At 64.7% G+C, this 18,052-nt stretch carries 18 protein-coding genes; 1 reads left to right on the forward strand and 17 read right to left on the reverse strand.

What is annotated here, in order from left to right; translation table 11 throughout:
- Window positions 1-53: 53 nt before the first annotated feature.
- The 11 genes from DBO85_RS09785 to DBO85_RS09835 form a co-directional block, all read right to left on the reverse strand.
- A complete protein-coding gene (locus DBO85_RS09785; RefSeq protein WP_108107077.1) occupies window positions 54-824 on the reverse strand; it encodes a hypothetical protein in 771 nt (256 codons plus the stop codon).
- Between the two features lie 184 nt (window positions 825-1,008).
- Window positions 1,009-2,244: an HD-GYP domain-containing protein gene (locus DBO85_RS09790; RefSeq protein WP_108107078.1), complete on the reverse strand. Its 1,236-nt coding sequence runs from the start codon at window positions 2,242-2,244 to the stop codon at window positions 1,009-1,011.
- Between the two features lie 153 nt (window positions 2,245-2,397).
- On the reverse strand, window positions 2,398-2,973 hold the full coding sequence (locus DBO85_RS09795; RefSeq protein ID WP_108107079.1) for a putative glycolipid-binding domain-containing protein: 576 nt from the start codon (window positions 2,971-2,973) through the stop codon (window positions 2,398-2,400).
- Between the two features lie 159 nt (window positions 2,974-3,132).
- Window positions 3,133-3,414: a hypothetical protein gene (locus tag DBO85_RS09800; RefSeq protein WP_108107080.1), complete on the reverse strand. Its 282-nt coding sequence runs from the start codon at window positions 3,412-3,414 to the stop codon at window positions 3,133-3,135.
- A gap of 59 nt (window positions 3,415-3,473) precedes the next feature.
- Entirely contained in the window at window positions 3,474-3,797 is a 324-nt protein-coding gene (locus DBO85_RS09805; protein WP_146168200.1) for a hypothetical protein, read from the reverse strand.
- Between the two features lie 17 nt (window positions 3,798-3,814).
- Complete coding sequence (locus tag DBO85_RS09810; RefSeq protein ID WP_158268889.1) at window positions 3,815-4,648, reverse strand: tetratricopeptide repeat protein; 834 nt, start codon at window positions 4,646-4,648, stop codon at window positions 3,815-3,817.
- 71 nt (window positions 4,649-4,719) lie between these two features.
- Window positions 4,720-5,052 (reverse strand): hypothetical protein, encoded by a 333-nt coding sequence (locus DBO85_RS09815; RefSeq protein ID WP_108107083.1) that lies wholly within the window; start codon window positions 5,050-5,052, stop codon window positions 4,720-4,722.
- Window positions 5,049-5,582, reverse strand: a complete 534-nt coding sequence (locus DBO85_RS09820) for a DUF4265 domain-containing protein (protein ID WP_199286995.1) — start codon at window positions 5,580-5,582, stop codon at window positions 5,049-5,051. The genes DBO85_RS09815 and DBO85_RS09820 overlap by 4 nt, the downstream gene beginning before the upstream one ends.
- A 64-nt stretch (window positions 5,583-5,646) precedes the next feature.
- Window positions 5,647-6,033, reverse strand: a complete 387-nt coding sequence (locus tag DBO85_RS09825) for a hypothetical protein (protein ID WP_108107084.1) — start codon at window positions 6,031-6,033, stop codon at window positions 5,647-5,649.
- An 80-nt stretch (window positions 6,034-6,113) separates the two neighbouring features.
- Entirely contained in the window at window positions 6,114-7,181 is a 1,068-nt protein-coding gene (locus tag DBO85_RS09830; protein ID WP_108107085.1) for a trypsin-like peptidase domain-containing protein, read from the reverse strand.
- A 284-nt stretch (window positions 7,182-7,465) separates the two neighbouring features.
- Window positions 7,466-8,098, reverse strand: a complete 633-nt coding sequence (locus DBO85_RS09835; protein ID WP_108107086.1) for a hypothetical protein — start codon at window positions 8,096-8,098, stop codon at window positions 7,466-7,468.
- A 156-nt stretch (window positions 8,099-8,254) separates the two neighbouring features.
- Between DBO85_RS09835 and DBO85_RS09840 the strand changes: the two genes are divergently transcribed.
- Entirely contained in the window at window positions 8,255-8,821 is a 567-nt protein-coding gene (locus DBO85_RS09840; protein WP_108107087.1) for a TetR/AcrR family transcriptional regulator, read from the forward strand.
- A gap of 82 nt (window positions 8,822-8,903) precedes the next feature.
- On the opposite strand, the gene moaA is transcribed toward DBO85_RS09840, so the two are convergent.
- From moaA to DBO85_RS09870, 6 genes are all read right to left on the reverse strand, one after another.
- Window positions 8,904-9,896, reverse strand: coding sequence for a GTP 3',8-cyclase MoaA (gene moaA / locus DBO85_RS09845; RefSeq protein ID WP_108107088.1), 993 nt, complete (start codon window positions 9,894-9,896; stop codon window positions 8,904-8,906).
- Window positions 9,897-10,159: 263 nt separating this feature from the next.
- The gene (locus tag DBO85_RS09850; protein ID WP_108107089.1) at window positions 10,160-11,098 is read right to left on the reverse strand and encodes a peptidylprolyl isomerase; all 939 of its coding nucleotides are present in this window, start codon (window positions 11,096-11,098) and stop codon (window positions 10,160-10,162) included.
- Window positions 11,099-11,283: 185 nt separating this feature from the next.
- Window positions 11,284-11,964, reverse strand: a complete 681-nt coding sequence (gene narI / locus DBO85_RS09855; RefSeq protein WP_108107090.1) for a respiratory nitrate reductase subunit gamma — start codon at window positions 11,962-11,964, stop codon at window positions 11,284-11,286.
- Entirely contained in the window at window positions 11,957-12,709 is a 753-nt protein-coding gene (gene narJ / locus DBO85_RS09860) for a nitrate reductase molybdenum cofactor assembly chaperone (protein ID WP_108107091.1), read from the reverse strand. Before narJ ends, narI begins: the two co-directional genes overlap by 8 nt.
- A 2-nt stretch (window positions 12,710-12,711) precedes the next feature.
- Entirely contained in the window at window positions 12,712-14,250 is a 1,539-nt protein-coding gene (gene narH / locus DBO85_RS09865) for a nitrate reductase subunit beta (RefSeq protein WP_108107092.1), read from the reverse strand.
- Window positions 14,251-14,261: 11 nt separating this feature from the next.
- Window positions 14,262-18,032: a nitrate reductase subunit alpha gene (locus tag DBO85_RS09870; protein WP_108107093.1), complete on the reverse strand. Its 3,771-nt coding sequence runs from the start codon at window positions 18,030-18,032 to the stop codon at window positions 14,262-14,264.
- Window positions 18,033-18,052 lie beyond the last annotated feature (20 nt).

Raw genomic sequence — 18,052 nt, forward strand, 5'->3', positions numbered from 1 at the left:
AACCTGCCTGGGAGCGCCGGCAGAATGCCGGAGTCCCTCAGGCGCGGAGAGCCTCAGCTGCCAAGTCCATAGATCTGCTTGCGCAATTCGGGCGTCATGTTCGACTTCGGATCGTACAGCCAGGCATTGAAGGCCCGGTTGCGCACCGCCCGCAGGTGCAACGAGTCGGCCAGCTGGTTCGCCCGCCGCTCACCATCGACCGCCGTCTGCCCCAGGCCCTTCTGCTTCGCCTCGCTGCTTAGCTCGCGCAAGCGCCCGGCCTCATCGCTCTGCTGCCGGGTCACGCCGGCCGAGTGATCAGCCATCACCCAGCATTCACGACAGAAACGCGCTTTGGTCGTGAGCAGCCAATCCTCCTGCGCAGAGCCCGGCGCTGCAGTCAGGCGCGCCGGGTAGCTGTAGTGAGCACTGATATAGATCTCTTCCAGATCGGCGTCGAAGACCACCCGCATACCACCGCCGACCGCGCCAAATTCGAAGTGCCGGGCGCGCTGATCGATGCGGTCACGCTGGCTTCCACCCTCATAGCGTCCTTCGTCATTGCCGTGGATGGGCGTATCCGGTCGGAAGCTGATGGCCCCCTCGGCCAGGGCATTGCGAAAGAACAGTTCGATGTTGCTGAAGCGGGCTTGCAGAAGGGAAAGATCGAGGACCGGCTTTTGAATCGCGGCGCGCGTGCGAGGCTTGTCGAACCCTGGATTGCACAGCGCCAGCAAGGCGCCATGAATATGAAGGAGCGGGTTGCCGGGATCGAACCCCTGATCGAAGGCGATCGCCAGTTCCGGGGCGCTATGCGTGTTTTTCAGGGCGAAGGGGTGGGGCATGGCAGTCTTCCTTGCTTGCAGGTTCATGATCAGCGGGCCTGCGACGAGCCCGGCCGGAGGCTGAACGCAAGCGCGTCACGCAGCATAGTCGGAGGTCATGGGCGCGCCAGCGTAGTCGTCAGAAAGCTCTGCGAGGACCCACGAAGGGCCGCAGCGCTACCCGGCCGGCCATCTTCAACCAGCGCTACAGGTGCGCCGGAATCACCAGTCCCTTGCGCCGGTATGCCTCGATATCGACACCAAAGGCCCCGCTGCCATGCACCTCGCGGACGCGATAGGCACGCCCGGCGGCGTCGCGTGGCAGCGCTGCCAGGTCGAGGATGAACTCCTTGCAGGGCTGCTTCTGCGCATCCAGCACGCAGAGCAGGCGAGGCTTGAGTTTGCTCTGCGGCGAGCAGCCGATGATGATGCCGACCTCGCCGCTGTTCAGCTCGGCGATCTCGCCGGGCGGATAGATGCCGACCATGCGGATGAAGTGGCCGACGATGTCCTCGTCGAAGTGGCTGTTGACCGAGTCCAGCAGGATGCGCAGCGATTCCAGGCTGGAGCGACCCTTGCTGTAGATGCGGTCGCTGTTGATCGCGTCGTAGGCGTCGGCTACCGCGATCAGCTTGGCGAAGTAAGGTATTCGCCCGGCATCCAGTCCCCGCGGATAGCCACGTCCGTCCAGACGCTCATGGTGCGAGTAGGCAACGTCCACCGTGGCGGCGGTCACCTGCTGGTTGCTCATCAGCAGCTTGCGGCCTTCGCTGGCGTGGCTCTGCATCACCCGCAACTCGTCTGCCGTCAGGGCGCCGGGCTTGTTCAGGATCTCGTTGGGCACCTTGATCTTGCCGACGTCGTGCAGCATGCCGCAGACGCCGATCTGCTCGAGTTGGTAACTGGGCAACCCCAGCTCCCGCCCCAACGCAATCGACAGGATCGACACCCGCAGAGAGTGCTCGGCGGTGTAGTCGTCGCTGTTCTTGATCCGCGCCAGCCAGAGCATCGCTGCCGGGTTGCGCAGGATGCTCTCGACGCACTCCTTGATCACCCGCTTGACCGCACCGACATCCAGCTCCTGACCCAGCCTGACCGCCTGCAGGATGCGTAGTGATTCGTCCCGGGCGGCATGCCAGACGGGTGAGGCCTGCTCCGCCTCACGATTGAAGTCGACCTTGGCGATCAGTGGCTGTAGCTGCTCGGCCCGCGCGCTGTTCTCTGCCAGTTGCTCGCGCACACCGAGCGAGCGGCGCGCATCCACCCAGACATAACTGCAGACCTCGCCGAGCAGTCGGATCTCCTCCTGCATGCGGATGCGAAAGCCCTGGAACAGAAACGGGGTTTCGGTCCACGGCCTGTCCAACTCGACGACATACATGCCGATGGCCAACTGGGCGATATCGACCCTGATGCGATCGGCTCTGGCTTCATCCGCCATGCAGCTCTCCGGAAGAGCGAATTTCAAGATGGCGATTAGCCATTATTCGGGCAGGGAGCGGCAAATTGCATTTGCCTATCGGCACGCGCTCGGAAAGAGCATAGCGGGGCTGGCGTTCCCTGCAGTGGACAGTCGTCGTGCCGCCCAGAAAGGTCAGCGTCCGACCGGACCAACGCATGACTCCAGTCGGAACAGACCCGGATAGTCGATCACCACGCCCTGCCCGGAGACCTTCAGGATGCCCTGGTAGCCGACGCTCGGCGCCGCATAGTCGTATTCGCGCTGCGCGACCCGTCGATACTGTTGTGGCAGCAACTCCAGGCGCAGCGCGGGAAAAGCCAGATAGGCCGCCGGCGCTGGCGCCGTCTCGCCCACAGCCAGGGCCAGCCGGCGCAACGGCAGCAGATTGGTCGCGGGAGTGAAACCAAGGTCCAGATCCAGGCAGCCATCCAGCGCCGGTTGAGCGCCGCCGTTCAGCGTCCAGCAGCCATCCTCGACATGCACCCGCAGCTTGATCGCTTTCGCGCCCAGCCAGCCATCGACGCTCGCTCGTCGTGCGCAAAAAGCGGCGTCTGCGTCGACTCGATAGCGCAACTGGCAGACCTGTCCGTCAGCGATGAACACCGCCATGCCCTCCAGCCGCACACGCCCCTTGCTCAGCCAAAGCCGGCAGGCGTCGTGGCCGACGTCGTCCAGACGGCGCCAGAGCATCTGCAAGGACTCATTCATCTAGCCATCTCCGCCTCATCGACTGCACTTGGACGGCCACGGCTCCGCAGGGTTTGATCGGGGACTGACCGCCGTCGACCGGGTCCTTCCGGGCAGAAGCCGCGCTCAAAGCCCTGATCGTCCCCAGGCTTCAAGGGGGGAAGCAGCGGAAACAGTGGCTCAGCTGTCGCGGTGGTCGGGGTCATGCGGTCGCGCCGGCGCCTTTGGTGGGCGCGAACTCGCCACCATCAGCACGCCTGCCAGGCCGGCCCCCAGGAGCGGTGAACACATGCAGAGGAAAATCGCCAACATCGACAGTGGCTGCTGCAGCGCGCAATACCAGGCATCCCGGCAAAAGGAACCGATCAGCATGTTCGCGATGAAGAACACAATCACGCCCAACCAGATCGCTACCAGAGTGCCGCCCGCAGCGGCGAGCAGAAACAGAACCGGCTTGAACATTTCGAACTCCTTCAACGGCAGGCAAACGCTCAAGCGGCTTCATGCGCCACTAAGGCGCCCTACTTGCGCCAGACGTATCGCGCGACCACGACCGGGCCAGCAAGGGCGAACAGCACCCACAGCACCAGCGCGGCCCACTCATGCAGGGCTTCGTATACCAAGCAGGCCCCATGCGGCTGGAGACACAGCTGAAGCATTCCGGGATTCAGAAAAGCCTCGGCCAGAAGAAATGTCGAGGTCGTCAGCAACAGATGCAGCCCGACGCTGGCAGTACCTGCAAACAGAGCAAAGCTCAGCGGGCTCGCCAACCTGCGCCAGCGTCCGTATCCATAGCTGCAGATGAGCGGGAGCCAGAGCCCGGCCAACAGTGCGAGCGCCATCATTCCCTGATCACCGTCCACTAGTAGGAAAAACCAGCGCCAACCTTGCCGCCACGCAGATCACTGAGCACAAGGTCACGCAGCTCTTCGAACACCGGCTCACGGGCCAGAAAACTCACCAGATACTGGCGGCGCTTGTCGAAAGCATCGAAGAAGTACGGCAGTGCATCGGCGCCATGAGCCTTGCGCACGGCGTCCTCCATTCCCGCTCGGTAGGTGGTCTGGTAACGACGTTCCGAGCCATCCGGGAACTGCGCAATGAATACGTAGCGCGGCTTGCCGGCGGCCGGCTTGAAGTACTCCAGGCCATGCACGTCCACCTCGCCGACCGCCACACGCTGGCGCAGGTAGAGGTTCTCGCTGACCAACCCATCGGTCTTGCCGGCGGCCACCAGTGCCAGCAGATGCTCACGCATCGAGTGCGCCTGTTGCAGCTGGTCCAGACCCTGGTAGCGCTGCACCAGATAGGCGGCAAAGCCCGCATGCTCCGCAAACGCCTGCTGCGCTCGCTGCGCAGCTTTCAGAGAGCGCTCCTGCTGACCATCGGCATCCAGCGCATCCAGCAATGCCTGCAACGCCCAGCGGTCAGTCGGGTCCAGCGCCAGCGCCTGTTCGAACGCCACCACCGCCGGGCCAGGCTGCTGGGTGCGCAGGTACAGCTTGCCCAGGTAGTAGAGGCTGTTGACCGATGGCTGGTCGAGCTGGTGGAGCGACTCGAAACAGCTGATCGCCTCGGCAGGCGCGGCGTCCATCCGTGCCACGCAGGACTGGTAATGGGCCTCCACCTCACCGTCCGACAAAGCCAGGGCCGGACCGCACAACAGCAGCGCCAGCAACGGCAACATCTTTTTCATCAGCAACATCCTTGTGTTTAGCAAAGGGAAAGCGCGGCAAGCGGGTTGCCCCATGCCCGGAGAACGGCTTTTCAACCCATTCTTGAGCGCCAGACTCGGACCAGATAGGGCAAGAAATACACGGGTACCAATGCCACGAGCACTGCCAGGATCGCAAAGGGTGCCCAGGGAAATGGCCAGTCCTGGAACCCCAGCAGCGAGCCCCAGCGGTCAGGCCCTTTGATGACACTCAAAAGCGCCAAGACCGCTGAAACAGCCGCATGCATCAACAGCCTCCAGACGCGGAAGAAACCTCGCAAAGCAGGCCAACGGAAGCCTAGAACGAACCATCCGCTCCAAACGCTCAGCAATGGCACAGCGACCAGCCAAGCCAGCAGTAGTGCCAACTCGAGAGGGGTGATCATTCACCTGCTCCATCAGCAGAAGTTGGCGGCCGCGATTCTTCTTCGTCTGGAGCATCATCGAAGCTGCCATCAACGCGCGGCTGACAGGTTTCGAAGATCAGATAGCCTGCCGCCTCAAGCTCATCCAGTTGATCGAATACCCCAAGATGGTCGCTTGTCGGGGGAAGGTCGACAGCGACAATGCGGCTGTCAGCCCGCTCCAAGGAGGCTCCGAAGGGACGCAACAACATCAGCAGATCTTCCTGCCGCTCACGCTCGGTAATTTCGAATCGGACCCGATAAGTTCGATGTCCGCTGGGCTCAACGACTTCCTGAATCTGCAGAATCCCATCAGCTCCGCGCGTGGCGCGGACAATGTCGAGATAGCTCAGGCCATAGGCAAAGAATGGGACGTTTTCCAGACGGTATAGATCGACACCCAACGGCGAAGCCCAGAAAGTCTCCGAGTTGATTGCCCAGTGATTGGGCAGTTCCACGCACACCTTGACCAGACCTTCTTCGCTCATCTGCACTCCGAGCTTCTGTTCCAAGTAATTGATTCCTGGCTGGCAGCAACGGCCCGGCAAGCCAGCGAACGCCCTCGCTGCTGTCACTCTAGAACCGTACGAACGTCAGCGTCCGGATCCTCGCTCTGGTTCGGGCAGAGCTTGCGAACCACAGCCAGACGGCCAACCCCGCCGCCGCGCCAGCGATCCCCAGCGCGAGCCAGGACCGGACTACGGCGAAGAAAACCAGCAGAACGGTGCCGGTGCTGGTCATGCACCAGAACAGCGTCTCCAGAACGCCCTCGACGAGAGTCACGGGTGCGCTGCTCTGCGTGGCCAGTACGTGGCCGGCGCTCATGGCCAGCAGCGTCGAGAAACAGATCAGGTAACCACCGGCGGCTCCGATCAGGGCACCGCCGATGAACAGAAAGGGCGCCAGCACATAGGTGCCGGCGTAGAGAAATGCTCCGAGTGCGCCTTTCATCTCCGGGTGCATCTCGCCTCCTTGTCGCTGCAGCTGGCTGCTAGATCCTTGATCGTTCCGATGCTCCGCACGGGAACAACGCCCCGCGGCGGTCAACCCTGGCAGCGAATCGCCACGGTGTAGTCCTGTGCCGCGCGTGAGGTGGCGGCGTGCTCGCTGATATCGCTCAACCTGCTTTGCTGGTAATCGACCCCCTGTTGGCCAAGAAAGGCTTTCAGCTCGCGCAACTGGATGGCGAAATTGACGTTCTGCGGTACCGAGCCACTGGCGGCGAGACCGTAGTTGTCGTTGAGCTTGCTGACCACCACACCGATCAGCTGACCGTAGCGATCCAGCACCGGTCCACCGCTGCTGCCGGGCTGGATAGGTGCGCTGATCTGAAACAGGCCCTGATTGCCGGCCGCCCCGCTGAGCGCGCTGACATTACCGGTAGTGATGTTCAGCGAGCCAAGAATGTGCCGCAGTGGATAGCCGGCCACCAGCAGCGACTCGCCCAGTTCGAGCTGGTCGTCGCCCCGTAGCGAGACGACCCCGGCACCCGGCTGACTGGCCCGCAGCAGGGCAAGGTCGCGGCCGGTGTCGCGAGCCAGCAGCTCGACCGGGATGTCGTCTTCACCGATGCTGATCCGGCTGCAGCCAACCACCACGTGGTTGTTGGTCACTATCAGCCGCGCGTTGACATGAAAGCCGGTGCCGTAGGACGCCTTGCCCGTCGCCGGACCGTTGGGGGCACCGCTGTCGATCCCCGCCTCGCCACGACAGGCCAGCAGGGAGCCGTTCAGGCAGGCCGTTTCGGTCATGCCGGCAATCCGCTGCGGCGGGTAGCCGAGGCGCGATTTGTCGGAAACGAAGTTGGCGATCTCGACGATCTGCGGGTGGCGGCTGGGCGGGAACATCTGATGTACGTCCACCAGCTTGTAGCCACGGGTGAAGGCATTGGCGACTTCACCGCCAAGCCGGCCGACGTCTGTACAACACACCGGATCGACGGTCGGTCGCTGACGCGGCGCGGTGGTCTGCACATCGAGGCCGGCAGTTGCTGGCGGCGTCTGGCCAAAGTGTACCCGGCCGTTTTCATCGACCCAGCGGTGGATCGTACCGGCTTGGGCGGACGCTCCCAGACAGACAAGGAGAATCAGGCAAATCGATCTGCTGCGCATGGGCCGTCCCTGGTGGCGCTGTTCGAGCCAGCGATTGTGCCCAGCGCGATGCGGCGACGCCAGCGTCCATTGCGCCCATCGCAGCAGGCGGGGCTGTTCACGGATGCCCGAGCGGGCAGAGGTGTTGAAAGTGCGGGCTCGTTACCCGAGTTGCCGGTCATCGGCGCATCGGGTGTGCGGCCCTGCAGGTTGATGGCCCCCCCGCTGAAGCAGGGGAACCATCGGACAAGAAGCCACCCGCTGGCGGCTCAGCGACAGGCCGGATCAGCCGCCGCAACGAGAACCTAGGCGAAGAACGGCGAGCGCAGCTGCCGGCTGGCTTGTTCCACCGGCCCCGCGTCGAAAACGCGTGCGGTGAAGGCAGCATTCAGATTGGCCGCCTCCGTAGGAAAGTAATCGACCGCGAATGCCGTTGCGTTTTCCACCGTGTCGAAGGCGTAGAACCCGCCCGGCGTATGGGTATTGATGCCACTCAGCCAGGTCTTGCCGAGGATGCCCGGTTGCTGCTTGAGGAGCGGATTCATCTCTCGCCAGGGCACCTGATCGAAAGGCAGATGCAGCTGCACTTCGGTGTAGACGAAGGCACCGGGTGGCATGTCGAGCTGACCACCGAAATGCACCGAGTTCATGTCTCTGCTTGCCTGTGCCACCACTTCCGCGTCGAAGATGCGGCTGCTCTGGGCGAGGTTGAAACCGCGCGCTTCGCTGGGAAAGTAGCCAGTAACGAAGCGTTGCGCATTGACCAGGCTGTCGAATGCGTAAAAACCGCCCAGTGACTGGCTTCCTGTCCCGGACAGCCAGGTTTTGTCGATAAGGCCGGGTTGTCGCAGCAACGTCCGGTTCAAGGCCTCCCAGGGCACATCAGCAAAGAGCACGGAGTTTTGCAGCTCGGTGTAGACGAACGCTTTGGTCTGCATCGGAGTTTTCCTTCCAGTTGGGTGCACAGGGCTGGCGCTGGCGCCGAGGCAACAGCTCCCGCACGACCGCTAAGATAACGATCGTTATTTAAATTGGCATAGCGATCGTTATCCAATCAAGTAGTATTTGTTCGAACGACAGTGTGGGGACATGCGATGTCACGATCCGAGCAGAAGCAACAGACCCGCCAACGCATTCTCGCCTCCGCCGGCCGCGGCTTTCGCAAGGGTGGCTTCGGCGGTGCAGGCGTGGATGGCCTGGCAAAAGAAGCCGGCGTTACTTCCGGCGCGTTCTACAGTCACTTCGGCTCCAAGGCCGAGGCATTTCGAGAGGCGATGGCCGCTGGCATGGCAGAGCTCAAGGCAGGGGTGAGTCAGTTCCAGGCCGAGCACGGCCCGCGCTGGTGGGCAGAGTTCGTGCGCTTCTATCTTGGTAGCAAACGTTGTTGCTGCCTGGAAGAGAGCTGCGCGTTGCAAAGCCTCGCCCCTGAGGTGGCGCGCGCCGATGTAACGACGCGGGAGGCTTTCGAAGCCGACTTGCAAGAAGTCGCCGCGATCATCACCGCAGGCCCCGTGTCCCCCGGCGCACCCCGGAGCCAGAGCGCCGCGCTGGCCGCGCTGGCCACCCTGGCCGGAGCAGTAACTCTGGCGCGCGCGCTGGAAAGTCCGGAACTGGCGGAGCAGATTGCCAGCACCACAGAACAGATGCTGCTGACCCCTTAGGCTGGCGGCAGCATCGGAAGAGCTCGTCCAGCCGCCGACGCCGAAGAAACGTACCCGAAGGCACGCCCGGGAAGTGAGTGGATCAGCCGCCGCTGGCGTTCATGAAGCGCAGCACCTGGACCTCGCCGCTGCTGGAGAACTCGTGGCGTGCCGGCTTGCGCTGCAGGGCATTGTGGATGGCGTCGAGGATCGGGGCGTCGCTGGTCGGGTGGCGGCGCAGCAGAGCGCGCAGGTCGAGGGAGTTCTCGTGGCCCAGACACAGCAGCAGGCGGCCTTCCACCGTCAGGCGTACGCGGTTGCAGGTGGCGCAGAAGTTGTGGCTGTGCGGCGAGATGAAGCCGATGCGGGTCTGCGGATGATCCTTCAGGCGCACGTAACGCGCCGGGCCGCCGCTGTGTTCGGCGCTGTCGATCAGCGCATGGCGCTCGGCGATCAGCGCGCGCACCTCGTCGCTGGAGCAGAAGCTCTCACCACGCTCGCGGCCGACCTCGCCCAGCGGCATTTCCTCGATGAAGCTGATGTCCAGGCCGCGGGCGATGGCGAAGTCGACCAGATCGGGGACCTCGTCGGCGTTGCGGCCCTTCATCACCACGACATTGAGCTTGATGCGCTCGAAGCCGGCCTCACGCGCAGCCTCGATACCGGCGAGCACCTGATGCAGGTGGCCGGTGCGGGTGATGGCGCGGAAACGGGCCGGATCGAGACTGTCGAGGCTGATGTTGAGACGGCGCACGCCGGCACGCGCCAGCGGTGCGGCCAGCTTGTTCAGTTGCGAACCGTTGGTGGTCATCACCAGTTCGCGCAGCCCCGGCAGCGCGGCGATCTTCTCGCACAGCCCGACGATGCCCTTGCGCACCAGCGGCTCGCCGCCGGTCAGGCGGATCTTCCTCGCACCCTGGGCGACGAAGATCGACGCCACGCGATACAGCTCTTCCAGACCGAGTACCTGGGCGCGCGGCAGGAAGGTCATGTTCTCGGCCATGCAGTAGACGCAGCGAAAGTCGCAGCGGTCGGTGACCGACAGCCGGAGGTAGTCGATTCTGCGGCCGCAGCCGTCGAGCAGTACGTCGCTCATGGGTCCTCCAGGTGGCGAGCCGAGCCGATACTGCGTGGTCTTCGGCCCAGGGTACGGGTAGTGCGGTGGTGCTCGTGTTCTTTCCAGGCTGGCCGTGGGGGCGGCAGGCGGCTGTCGGGCTTCGCTGCGCGTGCCCAAGCTCTGCGCCACCGACCTTCTGTCGGTTTCTGCCTGGCCGCCGCCAGGCTACTCCGATGCCGGCCTCGACCCAACTTTGATACGCATTGCTTATGGGGCAGGCAACGCGGCCGTCATCCAGCGGTTCATTGCAGCAGGGGCGAATCCGCACCCTGCAGATGAATGCCCTCGATGACGCCGGCACCGATCAGCGTCTGCAGGTACTGCGCCACGCCCTTCTGCCAGACACCCTGCTGCAGCATGCCGCGAATGTCGTCGCGGACGAACTCGAAGGGTAGCTCGCGGCCGTCGATATGCTGGTCGATCCAGACCAGATGATAGCCATAGCGACTCTCCAGGGGCTTTTCCGCCAGACCTTCGGGCAGACGCAGCAGCTGGCGCTCGAACTCCGGCACCGTCTGCCCCTTGCTGATCTGACCCAGGGCACCGCCCTGGGTCTTCGACGGGCAGGCCGAGTGCTGCGCCGCCAGCTCGGCGAAGCGCGACGGCTCGCTGCCGAGCTGCGCGAGCAGCTGTTCGGCCAGCTCGCGCTGGCTGTGGCGGGCGTCGAGGTCATCCGGCGCACACTCCAGCAGGATGTGCCTGGCCGCCACCAGCGGCGCACTGACGAAGCGTGCGCGATTCTGCTGGTAGAAGCGCTGGCAGGCCTCCTCGTCGGCCTCGGGCATGTCGACCTCGTGTTCGATCAGCACGCGGATCGAGGCTTCCTCTTCGCTCTCGCCCGGCTGCACCTGCAGCGGCAGGCGCAGTTCGGCCACGCGCTGGCGCAGCAGCTCGCGGATCACCAGGGCACGGGCAGCGAGGAACACCGCCTGTTCGCGACTTTCGGCCGGATGATACTGCAGCTCCTGGCCGATCTCCTCGGCGGGAATTTCCACGCCGTTGACCCTGACCCGCGGCCATTCCTGCTCGCTGCTGGCAATCAGCAGCGGTTCGCTGCGCACTTCCTCGGCCAGCGCCGCGGCAACCACCGCCACATCGTCCTGGGCCAGGCTGGCCGCTGCCGGCTCGCCACCACCACAGCCGCCATGGCCGCCATTGCTACCACCGCATCCACAGGCCATCTGGGTACTCCTCGCGGCGCCTTGGCACCGCTTTGCGTGTTCGCGCCCCGTCAGGGGCCGGGTTGGCCGGCGCGGAATGCGCAAGGCCGTTCGCCGGGTCTTCGACCCAGGCTGCCGGCAGCCACGGCGACCGGGTCATTGCACCCCAGCCGCCACGCCCTGCCCTTGTCGGCGATCAAGCCGGCTCAGCCCTTCTGCCGGACGATCTGGTAGCGCCGGCCCAGGTACCAGACCGGGGCGCTGACCACGTGCACCAGGCGGGTGAACGGGAACAGCACGAACAGGGTCACGCCCAGTGCCACGTGGGCCTTGTAGATGAAGCCGACCGGGGCGATCGACTCGGCCGCGGCCTGCGGCTGCAGGGTGACGATCTGCTGCGCCCAGTGGCCCAGCATCACCATCACCGAGCCGTCCATGTGCGCCGTGGAGGCGAAGATGGTGCCCAGCCCCAGCAGCAACTGCGCCAGCAGCACGAACAGCAGCAGGATGTCGGAGGTGCTGGAGCTGGCGCGCACGCGCGCATTGGTCAGCCGGCGATGGATCAGCATCAGCAGCCCGATCAGGCAGAGCAGGCCGAAGAAGCCGCCGGAGACCATCGCCAGCAGCTGCTTGTTCTCGGTGCTGATGACGTGGTGGTAGACCGCGTGCGGGGTCAGCAGGCCGACGAAGTGGCCGGCGAGGACGAACAGGATGCCGACGTGGAACAGGTTGCTGGCCAGGCGCATGCCCTTGTTCGAGAGCATCTGGCTGGAGCCGGTCTTCCACGTGTACTGGGCCAGGTCGAAGCGCGCCCAGGCGCCGATCAGGCAGATGGCCAGGGCGATGTACGGGTAGACCCCGAACAGGAAGAAGTTCAGCTTAGACATTACCCACCTCCCGGAACGGCGCCTCGGCCGTTCCCGCATGCTTGAAATCGGTCCAGTGCAGCGGTACCGCGCTTTCCTCGCGGGCCTTGCCCGGGCCGCCGGGCAGCGACGGACAACGGTCCTGCTGCTCGGCCTGGAGGAAGTTCACCTGCTCCTCCTCCCAGACCTTGTCCAGTGCCTCCAGCGAGTCGTCACGCTGCTCGCCGGCGACCTGTGCGCGCAGCGCATCGATCTGCTCCAGCGGCTGCCCGGCGATCTGCAGCAGGGCGACGAAGCAGGCCGCCTGCGGGGCCTCGCGCTCCTGCAGGCGCGCGGCCAGCAACGCCAGCAGATGCGCCACGTCGGCCAGGCCTTCGCGCGCCTCGAGGTCCTCGCGGCTGGCGAGGTACTCCAGGTACAGAGGTATGTAGTCGGGCAGCTCGCGCACGCCGATGGCAAAACCGGCGTCCTCGTACTGGGCCATCAGATCGACCATCGCCTGGCCGCGGTCACGCGACTCGCCGTGGACGTGCTCGAACAGCAGCAGCGACAGCGAGCGACCCTTGTCGAACAGCTCGCTGTAGCGCTCCTGGGCGTCCATCAGCTCGCCTGCGCAGAGCTCGTCGAGCAGCGCCTGCAGGCCGCCGCGCTGCTGCGGGCTGATCTCGCGGGAGGCGGCGATGGCCGCGGCCAGCTCGGCGTGGGCCTCGCGCAGCTCCGCGCTCGGGTAGTCGAGCAGCAGGGATATCACCTTGAGAATCTGCATGTTCAGTCCTCCCAGATCTGTACGGTCTGGATGATGTCGCGGCGGTTGGCCTTCTTCGCGCCGAACAGGTTGGCGTCGGAAGAACCACCGCAGCCGCTGCCGAAACTGAAGCCACAACCGGAACGCTCGCCGAAGGCATCGCTCATGGCCTCTTCGCGGTGCGCCGAGGGGATCACGTAGCGGTCTTCGTAGTTGGCGATGGCCAGGTAGCGGTACATGTCCTCGACCTGGGCAACCGACAGGCCGACCTCCTCGAGCACGGCCAGGTCCTGCTTGCCCTCGACCTGCTCGGCACGCTTGTAGGCACGCATGGCCAGCAGGCGCTTGAGCGCATGGCGCACCGGCTTCTCGTCGCCGGCGGTGAGCAGGTTGGCCAGGTAGCGCATGGGGATGCGCAAGCTGTCGACGTCGGGCAGCACGCCGTCCATGCCGATCTTGCCGGCAGCCGCGGCGTTCTGGATCGGCGACAGCGGCGGCACGTACCAGACCATCGGCAGGGTGCGGTATTCCGGGTGCAGCGGCAGCGCCAGCTGCCAGTCCACCGCCATCTTGTACACCGGCGACTTCTGCGCGGCCTCGATCACCGACATGGGCACGCCGTCCTTCAGCGCCTGCTTGATGACCGCCGGATCGTGCGGGTCGAGGAACAGCTCCAGTTGCTTCTGGTAGAGGTCCTTCTCGTCCGGGGTGGTGGCGACCTCGTGGATACGGTCGGCGTCATACAGCAGCACGCCGAGGTAGCGGATGCGCCCGACGCAGGTCTCGGCACAGACGGTCGGCATGCCGGCCTCGATGCGCGGGTAGCAGAAGATGCACTTCTCGGATTTGCCGCTCTTCCAGTTGTAATAGATCTTCTTGTACGGACAGCCGCTGATGCACATGCGCCAGCCGCGGCACTTCTCCTGGTCGATCAGGACGATGCCATCCTCCTCGCGCTTGTAGATCGCACCGCTCGGGCAGGAGGCCGCGCACGCCGGATTGAGGCAATGCTCGCACAGCCGCGGCAGGTACATCATGAAGGTGTTCTCGTACTCGCCGTAGATGTCGGCCTGCACGGCGTCGAAGTTCTTGTCCTTGCGCCGCTTGGCGAACTCGGTACCGAGGATCTCTTCCCAGTTCGGACCCCACTCGATCTTCTGCATGCGCTTGCCGGAGATCAGCGAGCGCGGCCGGGCCACCGGCTGGTGCTGGCCGAGCGGCGCGGTGTGCAGGTTCTGGTAGTCGAAGTCGAACGGCTCGTAGTAGTCGTCGATGGTCGGCAGGTCCGGGTTGGCGAAGATGTTCGCCAACACCCGGAACTTGCCGCCGATGCGCGGGTTGATCGAGCCGTCCTTGTTGCGCACCCAGCCGCCCTTCCACTTGTCCTGGTTCTCCCACTCCTTGGGATAGCCGATGCCGGGCTTGGTCTCGACGTTGTTGAACCAGGCGTATTCCATGCCTTCGCGGCTGGTCCAGACGTTCTTGCAGGTAATCGAGCAGGTATGGCAACCGATGCACTTGTCCAGGTTGAGGACCATGCCCACTTGCGAACGAATTTTCATGGCAATGCTCCTCAGAGATCTTGCGGCAGGGGTTGCGGCAGGGCGTCACCGCCGAGGCCACCGACATCGGTGCCATCGAGCCAGTCGACCTTGTCCATCTTGCGCACCACGACGAACTCGTCGCGGTTACAGCCGACGGTGCCGTAGTAGTTGAAGCCGTAGGCCTGCTGGGCGTAGCCACCGATCATGTGGGTGGGCTTGAGCACCACGCGGGTCACCGAGTTGTGGTGGCCGCCGCGGGTCTTGGTGGTTTCGCTGCCCGGCACGTTCACGATGCGTTCCTGGGCGTGGTACATCATGATCATCCCTTCCATCACCCGCTGGCTGACCACCGCGCGGGCGGTCAGGGCGCCGTTGGCGTTGAAGCACTCGACCCAGTCGTTGTCCTCGATGCCGGCCCGCTTGGCGTCGATTTCCGACATCCAGACGATGGGCCCGCCGCGGCTCAGGGTGAGCATGATCAGGTTGTCCGAGTAGGTGCTGTGGATGCCCCACTTCTGGTGCGGGGTGATCCAGTTGAGGACGATCTCGGGGTTGCCGTTGCTCTTCTTGCCTTTCACGTAGTCGATGGTGCGGGTGTTGATCGGCGGCCGGTAGCTCATCAGCTGCTCGCCGAAGGCCTGCATCCACGGGTGGTCCTGGAAGAACTGCTGGCGACCGGTAATGGTCCGCCACGGGATGCACTCGTGGACGTTGGTGTAGCCGGCGTTGTACGACACGTGCTCGTCTTCCAGGCCCGACCAGGTCGGGCTGGAGATGATCTTGCGCGGCTGCGCCTGGATGTCACGGAAGCGGATCGCCTCGTGCTCCTTGGGCAGTGCCAGGTGGCTGTGGTCCAGGCCGGTGAACTCCGACAGCGCCGCCCAGGCCTTCACCGCGACGTGGCCGTTGGTTTCCGGGGCCAGCGAGAGGATCACCTCGGCGGCATCGATGGCCGACTCGATCTTCGGCCGGCCCTGGCTGACGCCCTCCTCGCGCACGGTGTAGTTCAGCTCGCCGAGGAAATCGACTTCATCCTGGGTGTTCCAGTTGATGCCCTTGCCGCCGTTGCCGAGCTTGTCCAGCAGCGGACCGAGCGAGGTGAACTTCTTGTAGGTGCTCGGGTAGTCGCGCTCGACCACCGACAGGGTCGGGCAGTTCTTGCCCGGCTGCGGGGCGACGCCGGCGCTCTTCCAGTCGGTACCGCCGAACGGCTGGGCCAGCTCGCCGGGGCTGTCATGCAGCAGCGGCACCGTGACCAGATCCTTCTCCACACCCAGGTGGCCTTCACTCATCTGCGAGAAAGCCTTGGCGATGCCCTTGTAGATCTCCCAGTCGGAACGCGCTTCCCAGGCCGGGTCGATGGCGGCCGACAGCGGGTGGATGAAGGGGTGCATGTCCGAGGTGTTCATGTCGTCCTTCTCGTACCAGGTCGCGGTCGGCAGGACGATGTCGGAATACACGCAGGTACTGGACATGCGGAAGTCCAGGGTGGTGACCAGATCGAGCTTGCCGATGGCGCCCTCGTCGACCCACTCGGCCTCGCCCGGCTTGAAGCCGTCGCGCTTGCCGAGGTCTTCGTTCATCACGCCGTTACGGGTACCCAGCAGGTACTTGAGCATGTACTCGTGGCCCTTGCCCGAGCTGCCCAGCAGGTTGGAACGCCAGATGAACATGTTGCGCGGGAAGTTCACCGGGCTGTCCGGCTGCTCGCAGGCAAAGCGCAGCGAGCCGTCCTGCAGGGACTGGGTGACGTAGTCGACCGGCGACATCCCGGCGGCTTCGGCGTCGCGGCAGATCTGCAGCGGGTTGCGGTTCAGCTGCGGTGCGCTCGGCAGCCAGCCGGCGCGCTCGGCGCGGATGTTGTAGTCGAGCATGTGCTCGGGGAACTGCGACTTGTCGGCCAGCGGCGAGAGCACTTCGTGGATGCTCATCTTCTCGTGGCGCCACTGCGAGCTGTGGTTGTAGAAGAAGCTGGTGCCGTTCATCTGGCGTGGCGGACGGTGCCAGTCCAGGCCGAAGGCCAGCGGCAGCCAGCCGCACTGCGGCCGCAGCTTCTCCTGGCCGACGTAGTGCGCCCAGCCGCCACCGGTCTGACCGACGCAGCCGCACAACATCAGCATGTTGATCAGGCCACGGTAGTTCATGTCCATGTGGTACCAGTGGTTCATCGCCGCACCGACGATGATCATGGAACGGCCATGGGTCTTGTCGGCGTTGTCGGCGAATTCGCGGGCGATCTGGATCGCCTTCTCGCGCGCCACGCCGGTGATGACTTCCTGCCAGGCCGGGGTACCGGGGACGCTGGCGTCGTCGTAGCTGTTGGCGACATTGCCGCCGCCCAGGCCACGGTCGATACCGAGGTTGGCGGCCATCAGGTCGAACACGGTGGCGACCTTCACCTCGCTGCCGTCGGCCAGCGCGATGCTGCGCACCGGTACGCGACGCAGCTGGATGTCGTCACCCTCGGCGTGGGTGAAGTGCTCGTGGAGAATGCCGCCGAAGTAGGGGAAGGCCACCTCGGCCACTTCGCCGCCGTCGATCAGCGACAGGCGCAGATCGATGTCGACGCCGTTGCGGCCTTCGCGGGCCTCGATGTTCCACTTGCCCTTCTCGCCCCAGCGATAGCCGATCGAGCCCTGCGGCGAGACCAGCTGGTCGGTGGTGCCGTCCAGGGCGATGGTCTTCCACTCCGGGTTGTTCTCCTGGCCGAGGTTGCCGGCGAGGTCCGAGGCGCGCAGGAAGCGGTCGGCGATGTAGCTGCCGTCCTTCTCGTTGAGGCGTACCAGCACCGGCAGGTCGGTGTAGCGCTTGGCGTAGTCACGGAAATACTCGCTGGGCTGCTCGAGGTGGAATTCCTTGAAGATGACGTGGGCGAAGGCCTGCGCCAGCGCCGCGTCGGTGCCCTGCTTGGGGTTGAGCCAGAGGTCGGTGAGCTTGGCCACCTCGGAGTAGTCCGGGGTGATGGCGACGGTCTTGGTGCCCTTGTAGCGGACCTCGGTGAAGAAGTGCGCATCCGGGGTACGGGTCTGCGGGACGTTGGAGCCCCAGGCGATGATGTAGTTGGAGTTGTACCAGTCGGCCGATTCCGGCACGTCGGTCTGCTCGCCCCAGACCATCGGCGAAGCCGGCGGCAGGTCGCAGTACCAGTCGTAGAAGCTCAGGCAGACCCCGCCGATCAGTGACAGGTAGCGGCTGCCGGCAGCGTAGGAAACCATCGACATGGCCGGGATCGGCGAGAAGCCGACCACCCGGTCCGGGCCGTACTGCTTGACGGTGTAGACGTTGGCCGCGGCGATGATCTCGTTGACCTCGTCCCAGCTGGAGCGGATGAAGCCGCCCATGCCGCGCTTGCTCTTGTAGGACTCGGCCTTGGCCGGATCCTCGACGATGCTGGCCCAGGCCTCGACCGGGTTCATCCGTGCGCGCGCATCACGCCACAGCTTGAGCAGCGGCTTGCGTACCTTGGGGTACTTGAGGCGGTTGGCGCTGTAGATGTACCAGCTGTAGCTGGCGCCGCGCGGGCAGCCGCGCGGCTCGTGGTTGGGCAGGTCGTTGCGGGTGCGCGGGTAGTCGGTCTGCTGGGTTTCCCAGGTGATCAAACCGTTCTTCACGTAGATCTTCCAGGAGCAGGATCCGGTGCAGTTCACCCCATGGGTGGAGCGCACGATCTTGTCGTACTGCCAGCGCGAACGGTAGACGTTCTCCCAGTCGCGGGACTCCTTGCGGGTCTCGCCGTGACCGTCGGCGAACTCGCCTTGCTTTCTGTTGAAGAAGCGCAGCTGGTCGAGTAGATGGCTCATCTTGGTTTTCCTCTCAGGCA

Source organism: Pseudomonas mangrovi, assembly GCF_003052585.1.
Lineage (GTDB): Bacteria > Pseudomonadota > Gammaproteobacteria > Pseudomonadales > Pseudomonadaceae > Aquipseudomonas > Aquipseudomonas mangrovi.